The organism is Massilia sp. NBRC 108631 (assembly GCF_059704565.1).
The window spans coordinates 39,583-62,427 of record NZ_BAAKJE010000225.1 but is presented as its reverse complement, the minus strand read 5'-3'; the positions used below and the strand labels follow the sequence as shown (position 1 = coordinate 62,427).

Annotated in this window: 28 protein-coding genes; 2 read left to right on the top strand and 26 right to left on the bottom strand. The window is 67.6% G+C overall.

Annotation, left to right across the window (positions count from 1 at the left end):
* Positions 1–7: 7 nt before the first annotated feature.
* The 9 genes from AC6H42_RS24745 to flgB form a co-directional block, all read right to left on the bottom strand.
* Entirely contained in the window at positions 8–433 is a 426-nt protein-coding gene (locus AC6H42_RS24745; protein ID WP_497549175.1) for a rod-binding protein, read from the bottom strand.
* An 11-nt stretch (positions 434–444) separates the two neighbouring features.
* Positions 445–1,584, bottom strand: a complete 1,140-nt coding sequence (locus tag AC6H42_RS24740; protein WP_057156961.1) for a flagellar basal body P-ring protein FlgI — start codon at positions 1,582–1,584, stop codon at positions 445–447.
* A 9-nt stretch (positions 1,585–1,593) separates the two neighbouring features.
* Positions 1,594–2,256, bottom strand: a complete 663-nt coding sequence (gene flgH, locus AC6H42_RS24735; protein ID WP_200954028.1) for a flagellar basal body L-ring protein FlgH — start codon at positions 2,254–2,256, stop codon at positions 1,594–1,596.
* Positions 2,256–3,047 (bottom strand): flagellar basal-body rod protein FlgG, encoded by a 792-nt coding sequence (flgG, locus tag AC6H42_RS24730; RefSeq protein ID WP_200954029.1) that lies wholly within the window; start codon positions 3,045–3,047, stop codon positions 2,256–2,258. The genes flgH and flgG overlap by 1 nt, the downstream gene beginning before the upstream one ends.
* A 25-nt stretch (positions 3,048–3,072) precedes the next feature.
* On the bottom strand, positions 3,073–3,798 hold the full coding sequence (gene flgF, locus AC6H42_RS24725) for a flagellar basal-body rod protein FlgF (RefSeq protein WP_057156964.1): 726 nt from the start codon (positions 3,796–3,798) through the stop codon (positions 3,073–3,075).
* A 16-nt stretch (positions 3,799–3,814) separates the two neighbouring features.
* Positions 3,815–5,080, bottom strand: coding sequence for a flagellar hook protein FlgE (locus AC6H42_RS24720; RefSeq protein WP_057156965.1), 1,266 nt, complete (start codon positions 5,078–5,080; stop codon positions 3,815–3,817).
* Between the two features lie 68 nt (positions 5,081–5,148).
* A complete protein-coding gene (locus AC6H42_RS24715; RefSeq protein WP_057156966.1) occupies positions 5,149–5,820 on the bottom strand; it encodes a flagellar hook capping FlgD N-terminal domain-containing protein in 672 nt (223 codons plus the stop codon).
* A 3-nt stretch (positions 5,821–5,823) separates the two neighbouring features.
* Complete coding sequence (flgC, locus tag AC6H42_RS24710; RefSeq protein ID WP_057156967.1) at positions 5,824–6,240, bottom strand: flagellar basal body rod protein FlgC; 417 nt, start codon at positions 6,238–6,240, stop codon at positions 5,824–5,826.
* Between the two features lie 11 nt (positions 6,241–6,251).
* Positions 6,252–6,614, bottom strand: coding sequence for a flagellar basal body rod protein FlgB (flgB, locus tag AC6H42_RS24705; protein WP_057156968.1), 363 nt, complete (start codon positions 6,612–6,614; stop codon positions 6,252–6,254).
* 136 nt (positions 6,615–6,750) lie between these two features.
* On the opposite strand from flgB, the gene flgA reads away from it, so the two are divergent.
* Positions 6,751–7,446: a flagellar basal body P-ring formation chaperone FlgA gene (flgA, locus tag AC6H42_RS24700; RefSeq protein WP_057157317.1), complete on the top strand. Its 696-nt coding sequence runs from the start codon at positions 6,751–6,753 to the stop codon at positions 7,444–7,446.
* On the opposite strand, the gene AC6H42_RS24695 is transcribed toward flgA, so the two are convergent.
* The 17 genes from AC6H42_RS24695 to fliE all read right to left on the bottom strand — a co-directional run bounded on the left by AC6H42_RS24695 (position 7,431) and on the right by fliE (position 21,444).
* Positions 7,431–8,210, bottom strand: a complete 780-nt coding sequence (locus AC6H42_RS24695; RefSeq protein ID WP_497549174.1) for a glycoside hydrolase family 73 protein — start codon at positions 8,208–8,210, stop codon at positions 7,431–7,433. The two genes, flgA and AC6H42_RS24695, sit on opposite strands and share 16 nt — an antisense overlap.
* Positions 8,197–8,667 carry a flagellar export chaperone FlgN gene (flgN, locus tag AC6H42_RS24690; RefSeq protein WP_229418286.1) on the bottom strand — a complete coding sequence of 157 codons (471 nt, stop codon included), beginning with the start codon at positions 8,665–8,667 and terminating at the stop codon, positions 8,197–8,199. Before flgN ends, AC6H42_RS24695 begins: the two co-directional genes overlap by 14 nt.
* Positions 8,664–8,936: a flagellar biosynthesis anti-sigma factor FlgM gene (locus tag AC6H42_RS24685; protein WP_057156971.1), complete on the bottom strand. Its 273-nt coding sequence runs from the start codon at positions 8,934–8,936 to the stop codon at positions 8,664–8,666. Before AC6H42_RS24685 ends, flgN begins: the two co-directional genes overlap by 4 nt.
* Before the next feature lie 66 nt (positions 8,937–9,002).
* Entirely contained in the window at positions 9,003–9,995 is a 993-nt protein-coding gene (locus AC6H42_RS24680) for a flagellar motor protein MotB (protein ID WP_057157318.1), read from the bottom strand.
* On the bottom strand, positions 9,979–10,896 hold the full coding sequence (gene motA / locus AC6H42_RS24675) for a flagellar motor stator protein MotA (protein ID WP_057156972.1): 918 nt from the start codon (positions 10,894–10,896) through the stop codon (positions 9,979–9,981). The genes AC6H42_RS24680 and motA overlap by 17 nt, the downstream gene beginning before the upstream one ends.
* A gap of 27 nt (positions 10,897–10,923) precedes the next feature.
* Positions 10,924–11,667 (bottom strand): FliA/WhiG family RNA polymerase sigma factor, encoded by a 744-nt coding sequence (locus tag AC6H42_RS24670; RefSeq protein WP_057156973.1) that lies wholly within the window; start codon positions 11,665–11,667, stop codon positions 10,924–10,926.
* Between the two features lie 25 nt (positions 11,668–11,692).
* A complete protein-coding gene (locus AC6H42_RS24665; RefSeq protein ID WP_497549173.1) occupies positions 11,693–12,160 on the bottom strand; it encodes a flagellar basal body-associated FliL family protein in 468 nt (155 codons plus the stop codon).
* A gap of 7 nt (positions 12,161–12,167) precedes the next feature.
* On the bottom strand, positions 12,168–13,514 hold the full coding sequence (locus AC6H42_RS24660; RefSeq protein WP_497549172.1) for a flagellar hook-length control protein FliK: 1,347 nt from the start codon (positions 13,512–13,514) through the stop codon (positions 12,168–12,170).
* Entirely contained in the window at positions 13,511–13,828 is a 318-nt protein-coding gene (locus tag AC6H42_RS24655; protein WP_200954031.1) for a hypothetical protein, read from the bottom strand. The genes AC6H42_RS24660 and AC6H42_RS24655 overlap by 4 nt, the downstream gene beginning before the upstream one ends.
* Positions 13,829–13,859: 31 nt before the next feature.
* The gene (gene fliS / locus AC6H42_RS24650) at positions 13,860–14,249 is read right to left on the bottom strand and encodes a flagellar export chaperone FliS (RefSeq protein WP_057156976.1); all 390 of its coding nucleotides are present in this window, start codon (positions 14,247–14,249) and stop codon (positions 13,860–13,862) included.
* A gap of 27 nt (positions 14,250–14,276) precedes the next feature.
* Positions 14,277–15,680: a flagellar filament capping protein FliD gene (gene fliD, locus AC6H42_RS24645; RefSeq protein ID WP_057156977.1), complete on the bottom strand. Its 1,404-nt coding sequence runs from the start codon at positions 15,678–15,680 to the stop codon at positions 14,277–14,279.
* An 80-nt stretch (positions 15,681–15,760) separates the two neighbouring features.
* Positions 15,761–16,213 carry a flagellar export protein FliJ gene (fliJ, locus tag AC6H42_RS24640; protein ID WP_057156978.1) on the bottom strand — a complete coding sequence of 151 codons (453 nt, stop codon included), beginning with the start codon at positions 16,211–16,213 and terminating at the stop codon, positions 15,761–15,763.
* Entirely contained in the window at positions 16,210–17,520 is a 1,311-nt protein-coding gene (gene fliI / locus AC6H42_RS24635) for a flagellar protein export ATPase FliI (protein ID WP_497549171.1), read from the bottom strand. The genes fliJ and fliI overlap by 4 nt, the downstream gene beginning before the upstream one ends.
* Complete coding sequence (gene fliH / locus AC6H42_RS24630; RefSeq protein WP_057156980.1) at positions 17,517–18,215, bottom strand: flagellar assembly protein FliH; 699 nt, start codon at positions 18,213–18,215, stop codon at positions 17,517–17,519. The genes fliI and fliH overlap by 4 nt, the downstream gene beginning before the upstream one ends.
* Complete coding sequence (locus tag AC6H42_RS24625; RefSeq protein WP_057156981.1) at positions 18,215–19,237, bottom strand: flagellar motor switch protein FliG; 1,023 nt, start codon at positions 19,235–19,237, stop codon at positions 18,215–18,217. Before AC6H42_RS24625 ends, fliH begins: the two co-directional genes overlap by 1 nt.
* Positions 19,221–20,978, bottom strand: coding sequence for a flagellar basal-body MS-ring/collar protein FliF (gene fliF / locus AC6H42_RS24620; RefSeq protein ID WP_497549170.1), 1,758 nt, complete (start codon positions 20,976–20,978; stop codon positions 19,221–19,223). Before fliF ends, AC6H42_RS24625 begins: the two co-directional genes overlap by 17 nt.
* Positions 20,979–21,090: 112 nt before the next feature.
* On the bottom strand, positions 21,091–21,444 hold the full coding sequence (gene fliE / locus AC6H42_RS24615; RefSeq protein WP_497549169.1) for a flagellar hook-basal body complex protein FliE: 354 nt from the start codon (positions 21,442–21,444) through the stop codon (positions 21,091–21,093).
* A gap of 530 nt (positions 21,445–21,974) precedes the next feature.
* On the opposite strand from fliE, the gene AC6H42_RS24610 reads away from it, so the two are divergent.
* Positions 21,975–22,841 carry a FliM/FliN family flagellar motor switch protein gene (locus AC6H42_RS24610; protein WP_229418287.1) on the top strand — a complete coding sequence of 289 codons (867 nt, stop codon included), beginning with the start codon at positions 21,975–21,977 and terminating at the stop codon, positions 22,839–22,841.
* Positions 22,842–22,845: the final 4 nt, after the last annotated feature.

Sequence of the window (22,845 nt, the reverse complement as noted above, 5' to 3'; positions counted from 1 at the left end):
CGCCGCATTAAATGGTTTTGGCATTATTTGCTGGCGCCAGCGGCATCGGCGTGCCCGGCAGCTGCGGCGCCACCGGCGCGGCCGCAGGCAGCAGCTGGCGCAGGATGGCGTCGGCCACGCCGAAGGCGCGCTGGCCGGCCATCTGGTCGGCCACCAGGTTGTCGGCCATGTCCAGCATGTCGCGGTTGATGCTGTCCTTGCGCTCCTCGTCCTTCAGCGCCTCGGTCGAGGTGCGCATGCGGTGCAGCATGTCGCCGATGAAGAACGATTCGAACTTGACGGCCGCCTCGGTGGCCTTGGCGCGGTAATGGGCGTCGGCCGGGTCGGCCGGGGCGGCCTCGGCCGCCGGCGCCGACAGCGCGGGGCGGGTGGCCGGGCCGATGTCGAGCTGGCGCGGCAGGATGGGGGCGAGGTTGGGCGTGAGGCGGTCCATGGTGCTTTCCGTTAGATGACGACCAGTTCGCCTTCGATGGCGCCGGCCTGGTCCAGCGCCTGCAGGATGGCCATGATGTCGTCCGGCGAGGCGCCCAGCGCATTGACGGTGTCGATGATGGTTTGCAGCTTGGCGCCGGCCGGCCACTTGAACATCTGGCCCGAGCCCTGGTCCACGCTGACGGCCGACTGCGGCGTGACCTGGGTGCTGCCCTGGGCGAAGGCGTTCGGCTGGCTGACCTTGCTGCTTTCCGAAATCACTACCTTCAGCGAACCGTGCGTGACGGCGGCGGCGCGCACGCGCAGGCCGTCGGCGATCACCACGGTGCCGGTGCGCGAGTTGAACACCACTTTCGGGTTGTTGTCGCCCACTTCGATGGCCAGGCTTTCCAGCTTGGCCATGAAGGCCACGCGCTGGGTCGGGTTTTCCGGCGCCACCACGTCCACGCTGGTGGCGTCGGTGGTGCTGGCGATCTCGCCGAATTTCCTGTTGATCGACTCCACGATGTTGGTGGCGGTCTGGAAATGCGGATGGCGCAGCGACAGGCGCACGGTCGGCCTGGTGGCGAAGTCGGTGGCGATCTCGCGCTCGATGGTGGCGCCGTTCGGCACCCGGCCCGAGGTGGGGGTGTTGACCGTCACCGAGGAGCCGCTCTTGCCGGCGGCCGACAGGCCGCCCACCACCACGTTGCCCTGGGCCAGCGCGTAGACTTCATTGTCGGCCGCGCGCAGCGGCGTGAGCAGCAGGGCGCCGCCGCGCAGGCTCTTGGCGTCGCCCAGCGAGGACACCGTGATGTCGATCGCCTGGCCGCGCCGGTAGCCGGGCGGGAACACCGCGCTGACCATGACGGTGGCCACGTTCTTGCTCTTGGCGTCGGTGCCGTCCGGCACCTTGACGCCGAACTGCTTGAGCATATTGATCACGGACTGGCTGGAGAACTTGACCTGGGTCGAGTCGCCGCTGCCGTTCAGGCCCACCACCAGGCCGTAGCCCACCAGCGGGTTCTCGCGCACGCCTTCGATGCTGACCAGGTTGCGCAGGGTTTGCGCGGCCTGGGCCTGCAGGGGCAGTGCGCTCAGCAGCGCGGCGCAGGCGAAGGCGAGGGCGGCGCCGGCGGAAAGGAAAGGAGTGCGGACAGGAGTGCGGCGCATGGTGCCACCTTAGAAAGGCATGTAGGGACTGGCGAAAAAGCGCGTCAGCCAGCCGGGGGAATTGGCGTCGGCCAGCGTGCCCTGGCCGGAATAGGCGATGCGGGCGTTGGCGATGCGCAGCGAGGAGACGCGGTTGTCGGCGTCGATGTCGGCTGCGCGCACATAGCCGCGCAGGCGCACGAATTCCTCGCCCTGGTTCAGGGTCAGCATTTTTTCACCGGCCAGGCGCAGCAGGCCGTTCGGCATGACTTCCTGCACGATCACGGTGATGGCGCCGGACAGCGCGTTCTGCTGGGTGCTGGTGGCGTCGCCCTCGAAGGAGCGGCCCGCGTTCAGGTCGATGCCCGCTTTCGGGTAGGTCTTGCCCAGCAGGCTGGGCGCGGCCACGTTGATGCCGGAATCCTTCTTGAAGGAGGTGCCGGCGCTCTTCGAGGCCTGGGTGGTTTCTTCCAGCAGCACGGTGACCACGTCGCCGACGCGGAAGGCGCGGCTGTCCGAGGTCAGCGACAGGCCGGCGTCGGCGGCGTAGACGCCGCCCGCGGTGCCGCGCGGCGCGGCCGAGCGCGCCATGGTGGGCGCGTCGTCGAAGGGGCCCGGCCGGACCACAGGCGGCTGGACGACGGCGCAGCCGCCGAGCAGCAGCGCCAGGGCGGCGGGCAGGGCGGTTTTCATCAGCGCGCCGCCTGCGACAGGTATTGCAGCATGTTGTCGGCGGCGGTCAGCACCTTGGTGTTCATTTCATAAGTGCGCTGCGCGGCGATCATGTCCACCATTTCTTCCACCACCTGCACGTTGGAGCCTTCCAGCGCGCCCTGTTTCAGCTTGCCGAACTGGTCGGTGCCGGGATTGCCTTCGGTCGGCGCGCCGCTGGCGGCCGTCTCGGCGAACAGGTTCTCGCCCAGCGCCTGCAGGCCGGTCGGGTTGATGAAGGACGTCAAGGTCAGCTGGCCCAGCACGGCCGGGGTGGCGCTGCCGGCCACCACCGCCGAGACCACGCCGTTTTCACCGATGGTGACGGCGGTGGCGTTGGCCGGCACGGTGATCTGCGGCACCAGCGGCAGGCCGCTGCTGTTGACCAGGATGCCGTTCTGGTCCAGCTGCAGCTGGCCGGCGCGGGTGTAGGCCGCTTCGCCGTCCGGGCGGCGCACCTGGAAGAAGCCGTTGCCGTTGATGGCCACGTCGAGCGCATTGGTGGTGTTCTGGATATTGCCGTTGGTGAAAATCTTCTGCGTGCCCACCAGCTGCACGCCATTGCCCAGCTGCACGCCGGACGGCGCCAGCGTGTTGTTGTCGGCGCGCTGCGCGCCCGGCTGCTGCTCGATCGAATAGAACAGGTCCTGGAAGGCGACGCGGTCGCGCTTGAAGCCGACGGTGTTGGCGTTGGCCAGGTTGTTGGCGATGGTTTGCAGTTTCGCGTCCTGCGCCTGGACACCGGTCTTGCTGATCCACATTGCTGGATTCATGTTTGCTCCCTGTAAATTGGTGGACTCAGCCGCCGATCAGGCGGTTGCCGGCTTCGGCCATGCTGTCGCTGGCCTTGAACAGCTTCATCTGGATTTCAAAAGTGCGGTTCAAGCTCATGGTGGCCACCATTTCCTCGACCGCCGACACGTTGCTGCCTTCCAGGTGGCCGGCGCTGACCTTGACGGTGGCGTCGGTGGCCAGCAGCTGGCCGTCGCGCGCCGTCAGCAGGCCCGCTTCGTTCTTGGTCAGTTCCGACGCTTCGGCCTTGACCAGCTTGAGCTTGTCGACCACCTGCATCTGGGCCGAGCCCGGGGTCTGGATCGACACCGTGCCGTCCTGGCCGATCTGCACCTTGGTGTGGATCGGCAGCGTGATCGGGCCGCCTTCGCCCAGGATGGGCATGCCGCCCACCGTCATGGCGCCGTCGGCGTCCAGCGTGATGGCGCCGGCGCGGGTGTAGGCTTCGCCGGTCGGGCCCTGCACGGCGAAAAAGCCGTCGCCGGAAATGGCCACGTCCAGTTCGCGCCCGGTCGACTTGAGCGTGCCGCCGCGGGTGTTGACCGCGTTGGCCTGCATGTCGGCCATGTGGCGGTCGTCGTAGCCGTAGCCGCTCAGCGGGCGGGCGGTCGACAGTTCCAGGTTGGCCCGGAAGCCGGTGGTGTCCATGTTCGCCAGGTTGTTGGCGTGGACCTGTTGTCCGCGCAGCGCCCGCTCGGCGCCGCTCATGGCGGTGTAGATCAGTGCATCCATCTGTCGGCCGGTCCGGTTACAGCGCTTGCATCAGCGCTTGCATCATGGCGTTCTCGGTCTGGATGACCTTGGAGTTCGCCTGGTAGTTGCGCTGCGACGTCATCAGGCCCACCAGCTCGGAGGTGATGTCGACGTTGGACTGTTCCAGCGAGGTGGTGTTGAGCGCGCCGGTCATGCCGGTGCCCGGGGTGTTGTACAGCGGCGTGCCGGACTCGTTCGAGGCCAGCCAGCTGGTGTCGCTGATCGGCGTCAGTTCGCCCTCGGCGGGGAAGGTGGCCAGCACCACCTTGCCCACGGCCTGGCGCTGGTCGTTGGTGTACTTGGCGATCAGCGAGCCGTCCTTGGCCAGCTCGACGCCGATGTAGCTGCCGGCGGCGTAGCCGTCGGCCTTGTTGGTCGAGTTGGTCGCTTCGCCGGCCGACTGGGTGGTGCCGACGTAGTCGATATTGATGGCCAGGTCGGACGCGCCGGTGCTGACGAAGGCGTTGGTGACCGGGTCGTAGATTTGCGGCACCGACGCCGGCAGCGCGTACAGCACGGTGGCCGGATCGGTGACGGTGTCGAGCTGGCCCTTGGCGTCGAAGGTCAGGGTGTTGCCCGAACCGGCCACTTCCAGGCCGTTCAGCGTGTAGCGCACGCTGACGCTGTTGGGCGAAGTCTTGATGAAGTACTGGGTCAGCGTGTGCTGGTTGCCCTTGCTGTCATGCAGCACCGACACGCGCGACATATTGTAGGAATCGGACGGCGGGAAGGTTTGCGGGTTGGCCGTCAGGTCGGGCGGGGTGAAGGTGCCGGTGGGGACCTTCCAGTCGTCCGACAGGTTGCTGACATAGGCCAGCTTGCTGCTCGCCACGGCCGGGATCTGGCCGGTCGGGATGGTCAGGTCGCCCATCGGGCCCAGCGTGGTGGACGGCGGCGTCATGGTGTAGCCCTGCACTTTGCGGCCCGAAGCGTCGACCAGGTAGCCGTCCGCGTTGGCGTCGAAGATGCCGACGCGGGTGAAGTTCATCTGGCCCTGCGCGTCCTTGACGGTGAAGAAGCCGCGGCCGTTGATGGCCGCGTCCAGGCCGCGCCCGGTCGACACCACGCCGCCGTTGATGCCGATGCTCTGGGTGACCGAACCGATCTGCACGCCGGCCGCCTGCGTGCCCGCGTACTGCGAGGCGAAGTTGGCGCGGCTGGACTTGAAGCCGTAGGTGCCCGCATTGGCGATGTTGTTGGAGATGGTGCCCAGTTGCTCGTTGATGGCCTGGATGCCGGACAGTGCAATGTCGAAACTCATGGCGTCTACCTTTCGTGGGGGACTGCGTTAATTTGGTGAAGAGAAGCTGGCTAGGGGGCGGCGCCGGCTCAGTTGCTGGCCACCGTGGCGCCGGCGGACTTGCCGTTGAAGGCGGTGATCTTGGCCGGCGAGGTCTCGCCGACATTGGCCACGTTGAGCACCACCGCGCCGCCCGAGCCCAGGCGCACGCTGTTCAGGCGGCCCACCAGGTCGATGGCCGGATCTTCCTTGGTGCTGGTTTCGACGCGCATCTTGTAGGTGCCGGCCGGCAGGCCCATGGCTTGCGGATCGAGCGCGAACGGCACCGGGCCGCCGGACTGCGAGCCCAGCTCGACCTTGTGCTCGCGGCCGTCCAGGCCGGTCAGCACCAGCGTGGTCTTGCTGCTGCTGGCCTCGAGCGTGACCTCGCCCTGGACCTTGGCGCTGTCGAGCTGCACTTCGGTAGCGGTAACTTGCACATCGGAACCGACTTGCGCGCCCAGGGCCAGCACTTGCATGCTTTGCAGGATGCTGGCGTTGGCGCTGGTCAGGTTGCCCACGTTTTGCAGCGCCTCGGTCTGGGACAGCTGGGTCAGCTGGTTGATGAACTGGCTGGGGTCGGTGGGCGAGAGCGGATCCTGGTTCTGGATCTGGGCCACCAGCAGCTTGGTAAACATGGTCGACGTTTCGCTGCCGTTGGCCAGCGGATTGCTGCCGGCCGTGGTCGCCGCGGGGGTATTCGAGAAGAAATTGGTTTGCATGGCTTAACCTTCACCGAGTTTGAGCAGCGACTGCTGCATGGAGCGGATGCGACCCAGCACTTCCACATTGGTTTCAAAGGCGCGCGAGGCCGACATCATGTCGGTCATCTCGGCCACCTGGTTGACGTTGGGGTAGTACACCATGCCGTCGGCGTTGGCCAGCGGATTGCCCGGTTCGTACACCTTGCGCAGCGGCTCGCTGCTCTCGACCACGTCCAGCACCTGCACCCGGCCGCCGCTGTCGGCGTTGGCGCCTTCGTTCATCACGGCCGCGAACACCGGCTTGCGGGCGCGGTAGGTCTCGTTCTCGCTGCCGGCCACCGAATCGGCGTTGGCCAGGTTGCTGGCCACCGTGTTCAGGCGCACCGTCTGCGCCGCCATCGCCGAACCGGCGATCTGGGAAATATCCTTGAAGCTCATGTGAGGCGCCCTTACTGGCCGTTGATTGCTTTAGCCAGGCCCTTGAGCTTCATGTTGATGAAGGTCAGGCTGGTCTGGAAGTCGCTCGCGTTCTGCGAGAAGGCGGCCTGTTCCACGCCGATTTCGACGGTGTTGCCGTCGCGGGTCGGGTGGTAGGGCACGCGGTACAGGGCGTTGCCGTCCGAATCGAGTTCCGGCTCGCCCGTCTGCAGCGCCTGGCTCTGCGCCAGGGTGGCGGCGAAGTCCATGTCCTGCGCCTGGTAGCCGGGCGTGTTCTCGTTGGCGATGTTCGATGCCAGGATGCGCGTGCGCTCGGCACGCAAATGGAGCGCGTCGCCATGCAAGCCGAGTGCGTCTTTGAAGTTGATACCCATTTATTCCCTCCTGTCGTGAGTACGTTGCCCATGTAAAATGGCGACCGGGCGCACTGCGCGCGCCGCAGCCATCATAGTAAAGGTATTGCCCATGTTCAACAATCCCATTTTACATCCGATTTTTGCCGCGTTGGCGATGATCGTGCCAATTGTTGGCGAAGCGGCCACGACAGTTGAGCAGACTGTGGCGCTGGTGGAACAAACCGCGCGCGAGGCGCTGCTGCGCCAGGCCGACAGCAGCGGCCTGGCCGAGCCTGAATTCGACGTGGCGGCCGTGCGCAGCGGCCGCGCGCTGGCGCCGTGCGCGGCTGCCGCGCCGGTGGCGGTGGGCGTGCTGGACGCGCGCCAGCTCACGCGCATGCGCCTGGTGGCGACCTGCCCCGGCGAGGGCGGCTGGAAGCACGAATTCGTGGTGCGCGCCAAGGTCAGCGCGCGGGTGGCGGTGATGGCGGCCGACGTGGCCAGCGGCCAACCGGTGGACGCGGCCGACGTGGCGCTGGAGCGGCGCGACGTCAGCCTGGTGAGCGACACCGTGTCCGACCTGGCGCTGCTGGAAGGCATGGCGGCGCGGCGCGCGCTGCGCAGCGGCGAGCTGCTGCGCCAGAACATGCTCACCGCCCAGCTGCTGGTCAAGCGCGGCGAGGCGGTGCGCATCGTGGCGCGCAACGAACAGATCGAAGTGAGCATGGCGGGCGAGGCGCTGGACCCGGGCGCGCGCGGCGCGCTGATACGCGTGCGCAACAACAATGGCAACATCATCAAGGCTCGGGTGACGGGCGCTGGAACGGTGGAACCGGCCGATCTGCCCGTGTCCATTCAGTCGCCCAGGTGATGTTTCATCTGCTGGACCTTGCCGGCCAGCTTGCTGAGCTTGTCGGCGTAGGCCGGGTCCGTGGCGTAGCCGCCCCGGGCCAGGCCGCTGGCAAAGGCGCGCGCGTCGTTGCCGGTGTTGAGCGCTTGCTGGTAGCGCGGATTGGCGATCAGTAAATTGGCGTAGTCGTGGAAGGCGGCGGCCGGGTCCGGATAGCTGCGGAAGCGTTCCACTTTCTTCAGCGCCACGCCCTGTTCGTATTCGGTGGTGGTGGCGGCCGCGACGGCGCCCTGCCAGGGGCCGCCGGCCTTGATGCCGAACAGGTTGTTGCTGTTGCCGACCGGGCGCTGGCCCCAGCCCGATTCCAGCGCCGCGTGCGCGGCCACCAGCTCGGGCGCCACGCCCAGGCGCTTGGCGGCGTCGGCCGCCCAGGGTTCGATGGTGGCCAGGAATTCCTGCTGTTCGGCGCTGCTGGCGCCGCCGGCCGGGCCGTCGATGACGCCGGCCGCGCGCGCGCGCAGCGCCGCCGCCGCGGTGCTCAGCGCCTGCGAGGGCAGGGCGTCGCCGCCGCTGCCCTGGGCGGGGCCCACGCCGTTGCTCCAGCCGCCGCTGATCAGCGAGGCCACGTCGCCCTGCACCTGGCGGAAGGCGGCGCCGAAGCTGCCGGTCGAGGCCGCGCCGCCGCCGGACAGGCCGGCGGTGGGGCGCATATTGCTGGCGGTGGCCGCCGTGGCGGCGGTGGCCGCAGTCGCTTGCAGGGGGCGCAGCAGGTCAGGCCGGCTCATAAATCTGGTCCTCGCCATGCAGCACGCGCTGCATGATAGTGTATTGTTCAACCAGCAAGTCGCTATTGCGCTTGCCCAGGCGTTTGCATTCGAGCACGCGCTGCTCCAGTTCCTGCCACTGCTGCTGCAGGCGGGCGCGCGGTTCGGGCTTGAGCAGCGCGAACACCTGCGCCATCGACGGCGCCGGACCGAGCAGCTGCACGGCGCAGGCCACGCGCTGCACGCGGCGCGCTTCCATCGCTTCCACCAGCGCCGAGACCGCCTCGGCGAGCTGTTCCAGCGCGGCGCGCTGGTGGCGCACGGCCGCTTCGAATTGCTGTTCCAGCAAGTGCTGCAGGGTGGCGTAGGCCGCCATGTCGGCGGCGATGCCGTCGAGCAGCATGTGCATCGCTTGCTGGCGGCTCGGCTGTTGCTGACTCGCAACAGCGCCGGCCGCGGCCGGACCTGCTGCTGTCACTTGTCGCTCCCGTGGAAGCGCTGGATCAGGCCGGCCAGCTTGTCCGCGTCGAACGGCAGTTCGCCCTTGGCCAGCGCGTCGCGCAGCATGGCCACCCGTTCGTGGTCCACTTCCGGCATGTCCTTCAGGGCGGCCAGCGCCGGCTGCAGCACGGCCGACTGCAATCCGGGCGCGGCAGGCGCCGGCGGGGCGTGCGCCGCCTCGGCCGGGGCGCTGTCGGCCACCCGCTGGACGGCCAGGCCGTCCGCGCTGCCAGTCGAAATTCTCATACGTTGACCTCTGGTCTTGGAAGTTTGCATAGTAACCCGCCTTACGCCCGTGCGCGAAGTAAATGTTCAGTTCCCATTCCGCCCGGTCCCGTACTTGCCCTCCGGCCCCAGCTTGTTGCGCAGTTTTTGCAAGGACTCCGCATCCGGCAGGGCGGTGTCGACTTCGCCGCCCAGCGTGTTCTTACTGCCCGGCATGCCGAACATGGACGACACCGCCTGGGCCTGGCCGGCGGTCAGGATCAGCAGTTCGATGCGGCGGTTCACGCCGGCGTCGGCCTTGCCGGTGTCGATCGGCGCGCGGTCGGCCATGCCCACCACCTGCAGCACGCTGTCCTTGCGCATGCCGCCCGACAGCAGCATGGAGCGCGCCGCCATGGCGCGGTTGGACGACAGCGTCCAGTTCGAATAGGCGAAGTAGCCGGTGTCGGCGTACTGGGTGGAGTCGGTGTGGCCGACCACCAGCATCTGGTTCTGCATGCGCTCGAACAGCGGGCCCATGCTGCGCAGCAGGGCGCGGAAGCGGTCGGTCGGCACGGCCGAGCCGCGCACAAACATGCCTTGCTTGTCGGTATCGTGCAGCATCACGCGCAAGCCGTACGGGGTGATCACCGATTCCAGGTTGGCCGCCAGCCCGGTTTCGGCGCTCAGCTTGGCCAGCGCCTTGGCCAGCTTGTGCAGCTCGCCCGGGGTTTCATAGCTGACCTTGTCCTGCACCTCGGAGGCGCTCTCGCCGCTGGCCAGGGCCTGGCCGGGAGAATCGTTCTTGCCGGTGCGCGGCATCGGGAAACGCTCGATCAGGCTGCCGCGCGGACCGCCCACCTGCTCCGGCATCACGCCCTTGCCCTGGTCGGTCTTGTTGCCATCCTGCTCAGTCATGATGTGCTGCAGCGATTCGGTGTTGCGCGCCGCCATCAGCCACAGCACCAGGAACAAGCACATCAGCGCCAGGCAGAAGTCGGCGAAGGCGACCTTCCAGGCGCCGCCGTGGTCGTCGTGCGCGTGCTTGCCGCCGCCGCGCTTGACGATGGTTTCCTCATGCTTCTCATGCGGCTTTAGCACGGCCACCTCCACGGCGCGAGCCGGACTCCGGCTCGCTGTCGCGGCCTTCCAGTTCGTTGATCCAGCGTTCCAGCTGGGCGAAGCTCGGCTTGATGTTGAGCGGCACCAGGCGGCGCCCGGCGTCGATCGCCAGCAGCGGCGGCTTGCCGGCCACGTGGGTCACCAGCACCACTTTCACGCATTCCTTGTTGGACGCTTCCTGGTTGACCAGCTGCTTCATCACGTTGGCGATCGGGTCCAGCACGCCGTAGCACAGGAAAATACCGATGAAGGTGCCGACCATGGCCGCGCCCACGTGTTCCGCGATTTCGCCCGAGGTGGCGCCTTCGGACACGGTGTTCATGGTGATCACGATGCCCAGCACGGCGGCCAGGATGCCGAAGCCCGGCATGGCTTCGCCGATCTTGGCGATCGACTTGGCCGGCTGGTTCAGCTCTTCGTGGATGGCTTCCAGTTCCTGCTCCAGCACCCCTTCCAGCTCGTGCGCGTTGATCTTGCCCATCGCCATCAGGCGGAAGTTGTCGACGATGAAGGCCAGCAGCTTGGGTTCCTCCAGCACCAGCGGGTAGCGCTGGAACAGCGGGCTGTCCTTGGGCGCCTCGACGTGGGCGTCGAGCGCCTTCAGGCCGCCGGCGGCCAGCTGCAGCAGTTCATACATCAGCAGCAGCAACTGGCGCTGGAATTCCGAGTCGTACTTCTTGCGCGTGATGATCTTCTTGAGCTGGGTGCCCATTTCCTTCAGCACGTGGGTCGGATTGCCGATCACCAGCGCGCCCAGGCCGGCGCCGGCAATGACGAACAGTTCGATCGGCTGCCAGATCTGGTGGAACACGCCCCCCATCATGAAGAAGCCGCCGAACACACTGCCCAGGACGATGATGATGCCGATTAGTTGCTGCATGATACGCCTTTCTGCGTCATTTTCTTATCAGGCGCTTTGCAGCACCGCTTTCATTTTGTTCAGCGCCGCCTTGTTGAGTTGGCAGACGCGGGCGTCGGTCAGGTCCAGCACGGCGGCGATTTCCTTGTAGCTGAGCTCGAACTCGTAGTACATCTGCACCACGCGCTGTTCGCGCTCGTCCAGGCCGCCCAGCGCCTGGGCCAATGAACGGCGCACCATCAGCTGTTCCTCCGGGCTGGGGGCGACGTCGCTGCCGGGGCTGACGGTGTCCTGCAGCACCTCGTCGAAGCTGGCCATCAGCTCGGCGCTTTCGTCGAGCTGGTAAGCCTGGTAGGCCTCGGCGGTGATGCCCAGGCCGGCGATGATTTCGCGTTCGTCCGGCTCGCGCCCCAGCTTGCGGGTCAGCTCGCGCACCGCGTCGCGCAGCTTGTGGCTGTGCTGGCGCACCGCGCGCGGGCGCCAGTCCTGGCGCCGCAGCTCGTCGAGGATGGCGCCGCGGATGCGCAGGCTGGCGTAGCTGCCGAACGCCGCGTCCGGCACGCCGTAGCGGCGCAGCGCCTCGAGCAGGCCCATCAGGCCGATCTGCTCCATGTCGTCGCGGTCGATGGCGCCGGCGATCTGCGAATTGAGCTGGCGCACGATGCGCTTGACCAGCGGCGCATACGACAGCAGGTGCTTCTGCTCGTCGGCCACGCTGTGCGCAGCCGGCGCGCTGCCGGCCGCGCCGTAACTTTCGGCGTAGCTGTCTGCGTATTGCTCTATGTATGCCATGCCCGCCCCACTCATATCCACGGTGTCACTCCAGGATCAGTTTCCCGATCATCACTTCCGAGAATGGCCGTTCGCGCTTGTCCTTGGCGTAGGTCTCGTCGAAAGCCTTGTTCAGTTCGTCGGCGAACTGGTCGATCGACATGGTCGCCGCCTTCGACATCGGCAGCGCCGACAGCGCCTTGACGGCCACGCTGCGCAACAGCGGCAGATGCTCCTTGCATTCCTTCTCCTGCTTGGCGGTGGTGGCCACCACCAGGTCGGCCGACAGGTAGTGCGTCACCGCCTCGCCTTCGCTGCGCTTGAGCATGACGATCACCTTGTCCACCGTGATGTACTTGGGCGGCTCGGTCTCGGCCTTCGGTTCCTCGTGCTTGACGGTCTTGCCGTCGGCGCCGGCGGCAGCCTGCTTGCCCATGTACCACACCGCGCCGCCGGCCACGCCGCTGCCCAGCAGCAGCACGCCGACGATGGCAATTACCAGTTTTTTATTCATCTGTTTCTTACTCCCGCTCGGTCGTCATGGCAAAGGTGGGCGCGGCCTGCTCGTCGTCGCCCAGGGCGCGGCCGGGCGCGCGCTGCTGCTGTTCCTGGCCCTGCTGGCGGCCGGCGCCGCCGTCGGCCAGCGAGGACTGGCTGCCGCCGCGCGGCGTGGCCGACACGGTAACGGCGACCTCGCCCACGCTGCGCTGCGACAGGTCCTGGCGCACGCTGTCGCCGATGCTGTTGAGCTGGCGCAGCACTTCGGCGTTGTTGGCCGACAGGTTCACCTGCAGCGCGCCGGCGCTGTGGCGGATCGAGATCTCGACCGTGCCCATATTGGGCGGTTCCAGGCGGATCATCGCGTGCTCGTTATTGCGCTGCAGGCTCAGCTGGAGACGGTCGCCCAGGGCCTCGCGCAGCGGCTGCTGCCATTGTTCCGGCGTGCCGGCCAGGCGCAGCGCGTTGCCGCCGGCCGGGGCAGGCTGGGCGCCGCCGGCCAGCGGGGCGGCGGCCGCGGTCACAGCCGGCTGGGCGAGGGCGCCGAAGCTGGCGCCGTCGCCGGCCGCCGCTGCCATGGCGGCGCCGGGCGCGGCGCCGGCGGCCAGGGCCGCGCCGCTGATGGTGGGCAGTTCGGCGCGCTGGCCGCTGGCGCGGCGCTGGCCTTGCAGCAGCTGGTCGGCCGCTTGCTGCAGGGCCAGCGGGATGGCCGGCTGCGCGGCGGCCGGGGCTGCCTGGCTGGCAGGCGCGGTTTGCTTGGCGCTGGGCGCGGCCGTTGGGGCGGCGGTGGCGGTGGCGAACGCGGCGCGTTCTTCGCGCGCCGCTTGCTGGGCCGCCAGCTGCGCGGCGGCTGGCGCGGCGCCCGGCACGGCGGCGCCGTAGCCGGCCTGGCCTGCGGCCGGCGGCAGCGCGGCGGGGGCCGGCGCGGCGCTGGGCGCGGCCGACGGCGCATAGGCTTGCTGGCCGGCGCCCGGCGCGCCCGTGGGGGCGGCGGTGGCGGCGTAGGCGCCCGGCGCGTAGGCCGGATTGAGCGCGGCGCCGGTGTGCAAGGTCACGCCGGCCTGGCCGGGGGCGGTCCCTGGCGCGGCCGTGGGCGCGGCGGCCGGGGCGGCGCTCGGCAGCAGCAGCGCCAGCAGCGCATTGGCGGCGCCGGCCGCGTCGGCGGCGGCGCTGCCGTCCTGGCCGGTGCTGTCCTCGGCGGCGCCGTCGAGCGGCTCGGCCTGTTCGGTCTGGCCCAGCAGCTGCGCGAACAGCGGCAGCGCCGACGGCGCGGCGCCGGCCTCGGGGGCGGCGGCGGCTGGCGGCGCGCTGTCGAGCAGCGACGCGGCAGGGGCGGGCGCGGCGGGCGCGGGAGAGGAAATCATAGTCATGCGGTGGTTCCGGTGTCGGCAGCTTCGCTGCGGTTGCGTAATTCGTCGAGGTTGTCGTGATCGGGGTTGCTCATGGCGTAGGCGACCCAGCCTTCCTTGCGGCCCTGCAGCTCGCCCAGCTTGGCTGCCAGCTGGTCGCTGGCCAGCTTGGCGCAGTGCTCCGCTTGCAGGTGCAGCTGGCGCAGCGCGGCCAGCGCGGCGCGCTCGGCCGGGGTCCACGGCCCTTGCGCGGCCATGGCCGGCAGCGCGGCGGCCATCAGGCTGTTGATCGCCCCCAGCGCCGTCCAGTCCGAGGCGGCGGTGGCGGCGCTCATTTTCTGTGCCAGTTGCAGCAGTTGCGCTTGCCTATCCATTTTTGGCCTGCACGCCGAGCCAGCCTTGCTTGATGGTGGTCAGCAGGCCGACCACCTCGTCCAGGATGGACGGGTCCATGTCCACCCCGGCGCGGTACAGGCGCGCCACGCAGTAGTCGTACAGGCGGCCCAGGTTGGCCACCACCTCGCCGCCCTGGTCGTAGTCGAGCGAGCTGGACAGGCCATTGATGATCTCGGTGCACTTGTTCAGGCTGGCGGCCTTCAGTTCATAGCGCTTGCCCACCACGTGGCCGCGCGCGCGCGCCAGCTCTTCCAGCAGGCCGTCGGTCAGCACCAGCACCAGCTCGATCGGCGAGGCGCGCGCGGTCTGCGCGTCCAGATTGACGGAGTGATAACTGCTATAGGCGTCCTGGTTCATCATGATTCTCGGATAGGGTTACGTGCGCGGTTACGTGTCTTTGCTGTTCGAGAACAGCGCTTCGAACAGGCCGGTGTTCTGGGCCATCTGGTTTTGCACCTGCTGCAGCGCGGTAAATTGCTGCAGATAGCGCTTGTAGGAGTTGTCGAACAGGTTGTCGAGCGCGGCCTGGCGGTCGACCAGGCGGTCCTGCAGGCGCTCGTTGGCGGTGCGGCGCTCGCCGATGAAGCCGTCCACGCTGTTGGTCCAGTTCTTCATCTGCTTGTCCAGGCCGCCCAGCAGCGTGCTGCCGTTGCCGATGTCGCCGGTGCCGAAGATCTTGTCCAGGCCTTCCGGATTGGCGGCGATGCTCCTGGCCAGGCGCTCGGCGTTGACGGCCAGCGTGCCGTCGCGCTGCGCGGTGATGCCATACACCGGCAGGCTGGCGCCGTCCACGCTCTTGCGCATCATGTCCTGCATGCGCGCGCGCAGCGCCTTCAGGCCGGCGTCGTTGGCCATCGGGCCGGCCGGCTTGTTGTTGGCCAGGTCGCCGACATAGGTCAGCTCGTCGAGTACCTTGTTGAGCTGGTTGTAGGCGTCCACGAAGGCTTGCACATTGGCCTTGGTGCCGGCATTGTCGGGCGCCACCGTCAGCGTGGCCGGCACGCCGCCGGTCTGGGCCTTGGTGAAGGTCATCTTGACATCGTTGACCACGGCGAAGGTGTTCGACGCTTGCTGGATGCGGTTCTGCGGGTCGCCGCCGGGCGCGCCCACCCACACCACCGCGTCCTGCGCGGTCACCAGCTGGGTTTGCGTGGCGGGGTCCTGCAGCATGGCTTGCAGCGCGCCGCCGACGTTGGTGGCGTCGATGGTGGCGGCCTTGTCCACGCCGGTCGCGTTCGAGGTCAGCACCAGGGTGGTGGCGCCGTTTACCGTCATGGTCGAGGCGGTCACGCTGGAGTCGTTGTCGGCCGCGGTGTTGATGGCGGTGGCCACTTCCTGCGCCGTCAGGTTGCCGTCCAGGTTCTTGTCGGCGTTGACCAGGTTGACGTTGAAGTTGGTGCCGTCGGCCAGCACCACGTTCAGGCTGCCGGCGCCGGCCGCGGAGGTGTCGCTGATGCCGCCGTAGGCGATCTGGCCGGCCGTGGCCAGCTGTTCGACATAGAAGCTGTAGGTGCCCGCCACGGCGGCCGGGCCGGCGCTGGCGGTGCCGATGTCGCCGCTCAGGGTGGCGGCGTTGGCCAGCACGCTCTTCTTGCCGGACAGGGCCAGCAGGCTGCTGCTGAAAGTGCTCATGGCCGAGCTCAGCTTGGTAATGCCGGTGCCGGCCGAGGCCGCCGCCTTGGTCTTGTCGGTCAGCAGGGTCTGCGTGGCTTCCGTGTAGCGGGTCGCCAGCTGCGCTGCCATGTAGGACGGGTAGTCGGCGCTGCCGCTGCCAGGGACTGAGGTTGCCATGATGTGCTCCAGAGAAATTAGAGGGAAGTGTACAGTGCTAACAGGCGACCGAAAATGTTTCCCTATGAAATTTTTATGGTTTATCCCGGTTTTTGACTGCGCAACCACAGTTGCGTTGCCAGTTCGTCATGCTGCTTGCGTTCCTTGGCCTGTTCCTGGTGCACTTCGGCCAACTGTTTCTTTTGCAGCACCTGGTCCAGCACTTCGCGCTTGACGTAGGCCGCCGTCAGCGCGCGCTGCGACACCGCCATGTCGGCCTCGTGCATGGACAGGTCGAGGCGGTGGCTGTCGGCCATCTGCATCACCGCCTGCTTGTAGTCGCCGCAGTTGGAGGCCAGCGCCATCGGCAGCTTGCCGCTGGCGCCGCTGTTCTGGTACAGGCCGGTGAGCCGTTCCAGGTTCTTCTGGTAGCGTTCGCGCACGGTTTCCTTGGCCGCCATTTCCGTCTGCAGCCGCGTCACTTCGCTCGAGCGCAGGTCCACCAGGGTGGACAGGTTGCGTATCATGTGGGACTGCGGTTTGGTCTTGTTCATGCCATCAGCCTTTCAAGGGTTTCCACGCACGCGGTGTAGGGCGCCGCCTCCTTGGTGCCCTGGCACAGGAATTCTTCGATATGGGAATGCAGGTTGACCGCCTTGTCGGTCACCGGATCGGCCCCGGGCACATAGGCGCCCAGCGGGATCAGGTCGCGCACCCGGTCGTGGCGCGCCATCGACGCCTTCAGCGCGCGCGCGGCCAGCACATGCTCCTTGCCGATCACCTGGTTCATGCAGCGGCTGATCGAGGCGCCGATGTTGATGGCCGGGTAATGGCCGCGCTCGGCCAGCTCGCGCGTGAGCACGATGTGGCCGTCGAGGATGGCGCGCGCGGTGTCGACCACCGGGTCTTGCTGGTCGTCGCCTTCGGCCAGCACGGTGTAGATGGCGCTCATGCTGCCGACCGGGTTCTCGCCGTTGCCGGCCGATTCCACCAGCTGCGGCAGGGCCGAGAACACCGACGGCGGATAGCCCTTGGTGGCCGGCGGCTCGCCCAGCGCCAGCGCCTGCTCGCGCAGCGCCATCGCGTAGCGCGTCAGCGAGTCCACCAGCAGCAGCACGTTCTTGCCCTGGTCGCGGTAGTGCGCGGCGATCGAATGGCACAGTTCGGTGGCCATGATGCGCATCAGCGGCGATTCGTCGGCCGGGGCGATCACCAGCACCGCCTTGCGCAGCCCTTCCGGGCCGAGCGACATGTCGACGAACTCGCGCACTTCGCGCGAACGCTCGCCGATCAGGCCGACCACCACCACGTCGGCCACGGTCTGGCGGGTGAGCATGCCCAGCAGCACCGACTTGCCGACGCCGGAGCCGGCCATCAGGCCGACGCGCTGGCCCTTGCCCAGGGTCAGCATGGAATTGATGGCGCGCACGCCCACATCGAGCGGCTCGGTGACCGGCTTCTTGCGCAGCGGATGCACGCGCGGCGGGGTGTAGTCGAGCGGGAAATCGCCGCCCAGCTTGCCCAGTCCGTCGATCGGCTCGCCCAGGCCGTTGACCATGCGGCCCAGCCAGCCGGGGCCGATGCTCAGGCTCACTTTTTCCGGCGAGGGCATGACGCGCGCGCCGGTGGTCAGGCCGACCGCCTTCTTGAACGGCATCAGGAATGAAAGCTTGTCGCGGAAACCGACCACCTGCGCGTCCAGCCAGTCGCCGTTGACGGTCTCGATCTGGCAACGCTGGCCGGTGTGCAGCGGGCACCCCATGGCTTCCAGCAGCAGGCCGGAGGCGCCCACCAGGCGCCCGGTCGGGGTGGCCATGGGGACCGCGTCCAGCTCCAGCTTGCGCAAGGCATCGGCTATCATTCTTCGCTCTCGGACTCGTCGCCGCTGTCGGCGGCCTGCAGTTGATTATCGACCTGTTCCATGACGGCAGCAAGACGTTGATGACACCCGGCATCGACTTCGTTGTCGCCGGCGCGGATGCGGCATTCGCCGATGTCCAGGCGCGGGTCGGGGATCAGGTTCCAGCGCTTGGTGCGCTTCGGATCGAGGTCGGCAATGCGCTTCAGCTCTTCCGGGTTCAGGTAGACGTCGATGTCCTCGCGGGTCGGCGGCATCGAGGCCAGCGTCTCGTCGACCAGGGCCATGATCTGTACCGGCTGCAGCGCCAGCTCGGCGCGGATCACCGAGCGCGCCACCTTGGCCACCAGGTCCACCACTTCCTTGCGCTGCGCCGCGCGGTAGTCGGCGCGCAGTTTCTTCAGGCCCTTGAGCATGGCTTCCACCGGGCGCGCCATGGTGTCGAAGCCGACCAGGGTTTCATTGCGGCCTTCCTCGCGGCCCTGCTCGAAGCCGGCGTTGCGGCCGGCCTCGAAGCCGTCCTCCTGGCCGCGCTGCAGGCCGATCTCGTAGCCGTCGCGCTGGCCCTGCTCGAAGCCTTCGCTGACGGAGGCTTGCCACTGGGCGCTGTCGGTGGTCATGCCCGGGCTGCCGTTGCGGCTCGGCGGCGGGGCGAACTGCGACAGGGGCGGGAAGCGGTAGGGGCGGAACTGCTTCATCATTCCACCACCGTTTCGGCAAACAGCTGCACTTCGACTTCGCCGGCGTCGGCCAGCGCCTTGACGGTGGCCATGATTTCCTGGCGGGTCTGTTCGATGCGCGACATCGGCACCGGGCCGGCGCGCCGCATCATGTCCTCGAAGGCTTGCGCCTGGCGTTTCGGCATGGTCTTCAGGATCGCGTCGCGGATCGCCAGCTCGGCGCCCTTGAGCGCGATGGCCCACTGCTCCAGCGGCACTTCCTCGATCAGGCGCGACAGGGTCGCTTCGGTCTGGGTCGACAGGATCAGGAAGTCGTACATCGACAGTTCGATCTGGTTCACCACTTCCGGGTCGTGCGCGCGCAGCAGCTCGACGATCTGGGCGCGGTTGCCGGGCAGGCGGTTGAGGATCTCGGCGGTCTGGCGGATGCCTTCGACGCTGGTGCTTTGCGAGTCGAAGCTGCCCAGGCAGCGGTCGACCAGCTCGTCCAGTTCCTGCAGCAGCTCGCGGTCGATCTCGTCCAGGCGCGCCAGGTTCAGCAGCACCAGGTCGCGCCCTTCGAGCGGCAGCGCGTCGATGATCTGGCCGGCCAGCGCGGGCGGCAGGAAGGCCAGGAACACGGCCTGCATCTGCACGTGCTCGTTGGCGATGTACTCGGCCAGCCACTTGGCCGAGGCCCACTGCAGGCGCGCCATTTTCGGGCGCAGCTCGTCGCCGTAGATATTGTTGAGCACGGTGTTCGCGATGTCGTTGCCCAGTGCCAGGTCCAGCGAGCGCTTCAGGTAGGCGCGCGAGGCGCCGTGCACGCCGGACTGCTCGCGGTAGTCGTCGAAGAAGGACTGCATGGCGGACTTGACCGCTTCGACCTTGATGCCGCTCATGCGCGACATCACCTGCGTCACTTCCAGCAGCTCCTCGCGCGACAGGCAGCGCAGCACGGCCGCGGCCGGCTCCTCGCCTATGCTCAGCAGCACGATGGCGGCCTGTTCGACCGGGGTCAGGCCCGAACCATCGGGCATATCGTTATTGAGTTCGGCCATTTTTCTGCATCCATTGTTTGACGACTTCGGCTACGCGTTCCGGCTCTTTTTCGGCCAGGATCTTCAGGTGATCGACCATCACGTCGACCGAGGAACCGGTCGGCGGCAGGTCGTAGTTCTCCAGCAGCGGCACCACCGGCATGCCCGGTTTGGCGGCGCGCTCTTCCAGCTGCGCGGCGGCGCTGTCCTGCGCCGCCTCCGGCGAGCCGAGGGCAGGGGCGCCGGCGGCGGCCTTGTCGCCCGGCGCATGGCCGCCCACCACGTTCGCTTCGGCGCTGCCGGCGCGCGCCGCGGCGCCGCGCAGGGCCACCGGGGCCGGCGCCGGCGGCGCGAAGCGGGCCGTGACCAGGCGCAGCAGCGGACGCAGCAGCAGGAAGTAGGCCAGGATGGCGCCCACCGCGTAGCTCAGCCAGGAGCTGAAGTCGACCACGGTGTCGCGTTCCTGCCACCACGGCACCACCGGCGCCTTGGCCGGGAAGTTCATGGCGGTGACCATCAGCGTGTCGCCGCGCGCTTCGTTGATGCCCAGACCGTTGCGCAGCACCTTGTCGATATTGGCCAGCTCGGCCGGGGTCCAGCCGGTTTTCGGGAACGGCGCGGCGGCCTGCGCCAGCACCACGGCAATGCTCTGCTTTTCCAGCGTGCCGCGCGCGTGCTTGGTTTGCACGATGCTGCGGTCATAGGCGTACTGGCGGGTGGTGGCGTTCTTGCGCGCCGAGCCGTCCGGCTGCTGGTTGGGGTCGGCCGGGTTGGTCTTGGGCGCCTCGGCCGCCGGCGGGCGGTTCGACAGGGTGCCGGGCACGCCCATCACGAGGCGGTTGCGGTCCTGCTCTTCGCGCATGGCCTCGCTGGTCACTTTCGGCGTCTCGCCGTACTTCTCGACCGTTTCTTCGACCTTGTTGTTGTTCACGGCAGCCGTCACGCTGAGGCGGAAATTGTCCTCGCCGACGATGGGGCCGAGCAGGCCGCGGATGTTGTTGCGGATATCGTCCTGCAAGCGCTTGCCGTTCTCATTGGTGGCGGCCGAGGAGTCGAAGCCGTCGGCCAGGTCCACGTGCGAGGACAGCAGGTTGCCGGCCTGGTCGACCAGGCTGACGCGCGCCGGGTTCAGGCTGGCCACGCTGCCGGCCACCATGTTGACCACGGCGGCGATGGTTTCCGGCGACAGTTTCTGGCCCGGCTTGGTGGCGATCACCACCGAGGCCGACGACTTGTCGCCGTCGCTGGTGACGAAGGAGGTCGACTTGGCGATCGACAGGTGCACGCGCGCCGAGGCGATCGCGTCCAGCGTCATGATCGATTGCGCCAGTTCGCCCTCCAGGCCGCGCCGGAAGCGCACGTCCTGCACGAACTGGGACACGCCCAGCGGATCGTTCTTGTCCATCAGCTCCAGGCCGGCCGGCAGCTGGGCCGTCACGCCTTTCGAGGCCAGCAGCATGCGCACCTTGCCCAGCATGGACTCGGGCACCAGCACCTGGCCGCTGTCCGGATGCACGCGGTAGGGGATCTGCTCGCCGTCCAGCACCGTCATCATGTCGGCCGCCACCACTTTTTCGCGCGCGCCGAACACCGGCTTGTAGGCCGACTGGTCTTTCCACAGCACCATCAGCACCAGCGCCGTCACGCCGACTGCCAGTAGCAAGATGGGAGTAAGGTTTTTGAGCAAGGCTGGGGGGACGGCGGGAGTTGCGCCGTCGCCGGAGCGCCAGCGCCCGAAGGCGGACTTGATGGTGTTGATCACTGTGAACTTTCGCGTGGAAAGGTTGAAGCCGGAACGGGGAACTGCAGCCGGCGCGGGCCGGCGTTGGTACGCTGCATGTCAGCGGTAAAGATGGCGGTGGTTGCTGCTGCGGTCAAAGCGGCAGTTTGATCAGTTCATCGACCGCGCCCATGACCTTGTTGCGCACTTGCATCAGCATCGAGAACGACAGGCTGGCTTCCTGGCTGGACAGCATGGCACCGACCAGGTCGTCGCTGCGGCCGGCGTCGACATCGGCCATTTTCTGGGCCGCCATCGCGTCGTCGTTGTTGACGCGGGTCACCGCGTCGCGCATCGACTGGGCAAACGAGAAAGACGCATTGCCGGCCTGGCCGGCCAGCGCGCCGAACTGCGCCGCCGGCGCAATGGCGCTGGACGACAGGTCCGCCGCGGCGTTCGTCAGGGAAGCCAGATCCGCCTGGATCAGGCTGGCAAATTCATTAGCCATGAAACCTCCACTTAATTGCAACGTTGCTCACACATGGCTACCACAGCCCCATGCCGGCCATATTCAGACAGTGCCCGGCGCAAACCGCCGGTTGCGACGCGTCTCAAAGCGGACTCAGGGGAATGATACATGCTGGAAATTAGTTCGGCGTATCGACGTGCACCGAAACAACAAAAAAGCCGCCGAAGGAGCGCCCGGTGGCGCAGGAAAACGACAGAATTTCCTTTTTAATCATGCACTAAGCATCACTTTGGCGGGTTTTTGTTGCGTCGCGGCTGCAACGCCGTCATGCTACGAATAAGCTTACCCGCTGGCAACTTCCCTGTAAAGCCCCCAGAGGGAGAAAACGTTTTATCCGCACTTTATTGATGCGTAGCAATAACAGGGGAATTGTTGTAAGCTTCGGCTCCGCGGCGCGGACCAGAACGCCCTAGCTATCCGGACGCTTTTTAAGCTAGGATATGGCATGCGGTTGTGCAACAATCGGCGTATCGCCAGCGCACTCACAGCGTACCGACCAAACCACTGAAATGACCATCATAAAACAGACCGCGCAACACCAAGTTCTGGATCCCTGCCTGCTGGGCAGGCCGGTGCACCGGCTGCCTGCGTTTGCCGCCCAGTTGAAGGAAGACCTGGCCCAGGCCATGCGGCTGAACGTGAACCGCCGCTACTGGGGCACATTCCAGGTCGACAGCGTGGCCTTTTCCCGCCTGGCCGGCGAAGAGAACACGCTGCGCTGGACCAATTTCTCGGCGCCGGCCGGCCAGATCGCCTTTTCGCTCGAGCGCAAGGTGCTGCTGGCGGTGCTGAACTACCGCTACGGCAAGGCCAAGAGCAATGCCGCGGCCGACGACAGCGCCGTCAAGGTGACCGCCACCGAGGAGCGCCTGGCCGTGCTGCTGGGCCAGCAGCTGGCCGGCACCCTGGCCAGCCGCATCGAATCGAACCTGCCTGCCGCGGCGGCAGGCGCCGAGGACGAGGGCTTCAAGCCTGCCGGCGCCGGCTTGCCGGCCAAGGGCGGCTGGGTCATCAGCGTGACGGTGAGCGATCCCGACAGCGAGGGCGGGCAGCCGCTCAGCGGCCGCTTCCTGTTTGCCCTCGACAAGCCTTTGATGGCCAGCGTATTGCGCGGCCTGCAGCCCGAGCGCGACCCGGTGCGGCGCGCCGGCCGCAACCAGGCGCCGCTGGGCGCGCGCCTGCAGGTGGGCCTGCAGGGCCGCCTGGTGAGCAAGGAAATGGAACTGGGCAACCTGTTCGACTTGCGCATCGGCGACGTGATCCCCATCAGCATGCACCGGGCCGAGGTCCTGCTCGACGATTCGCGCCTGTTCACGGCCGCCGTGAGCGAGCACAAGGGCAAACTCTGTTTAACCTCTTTTGAAGATGTCGAGTAAATCC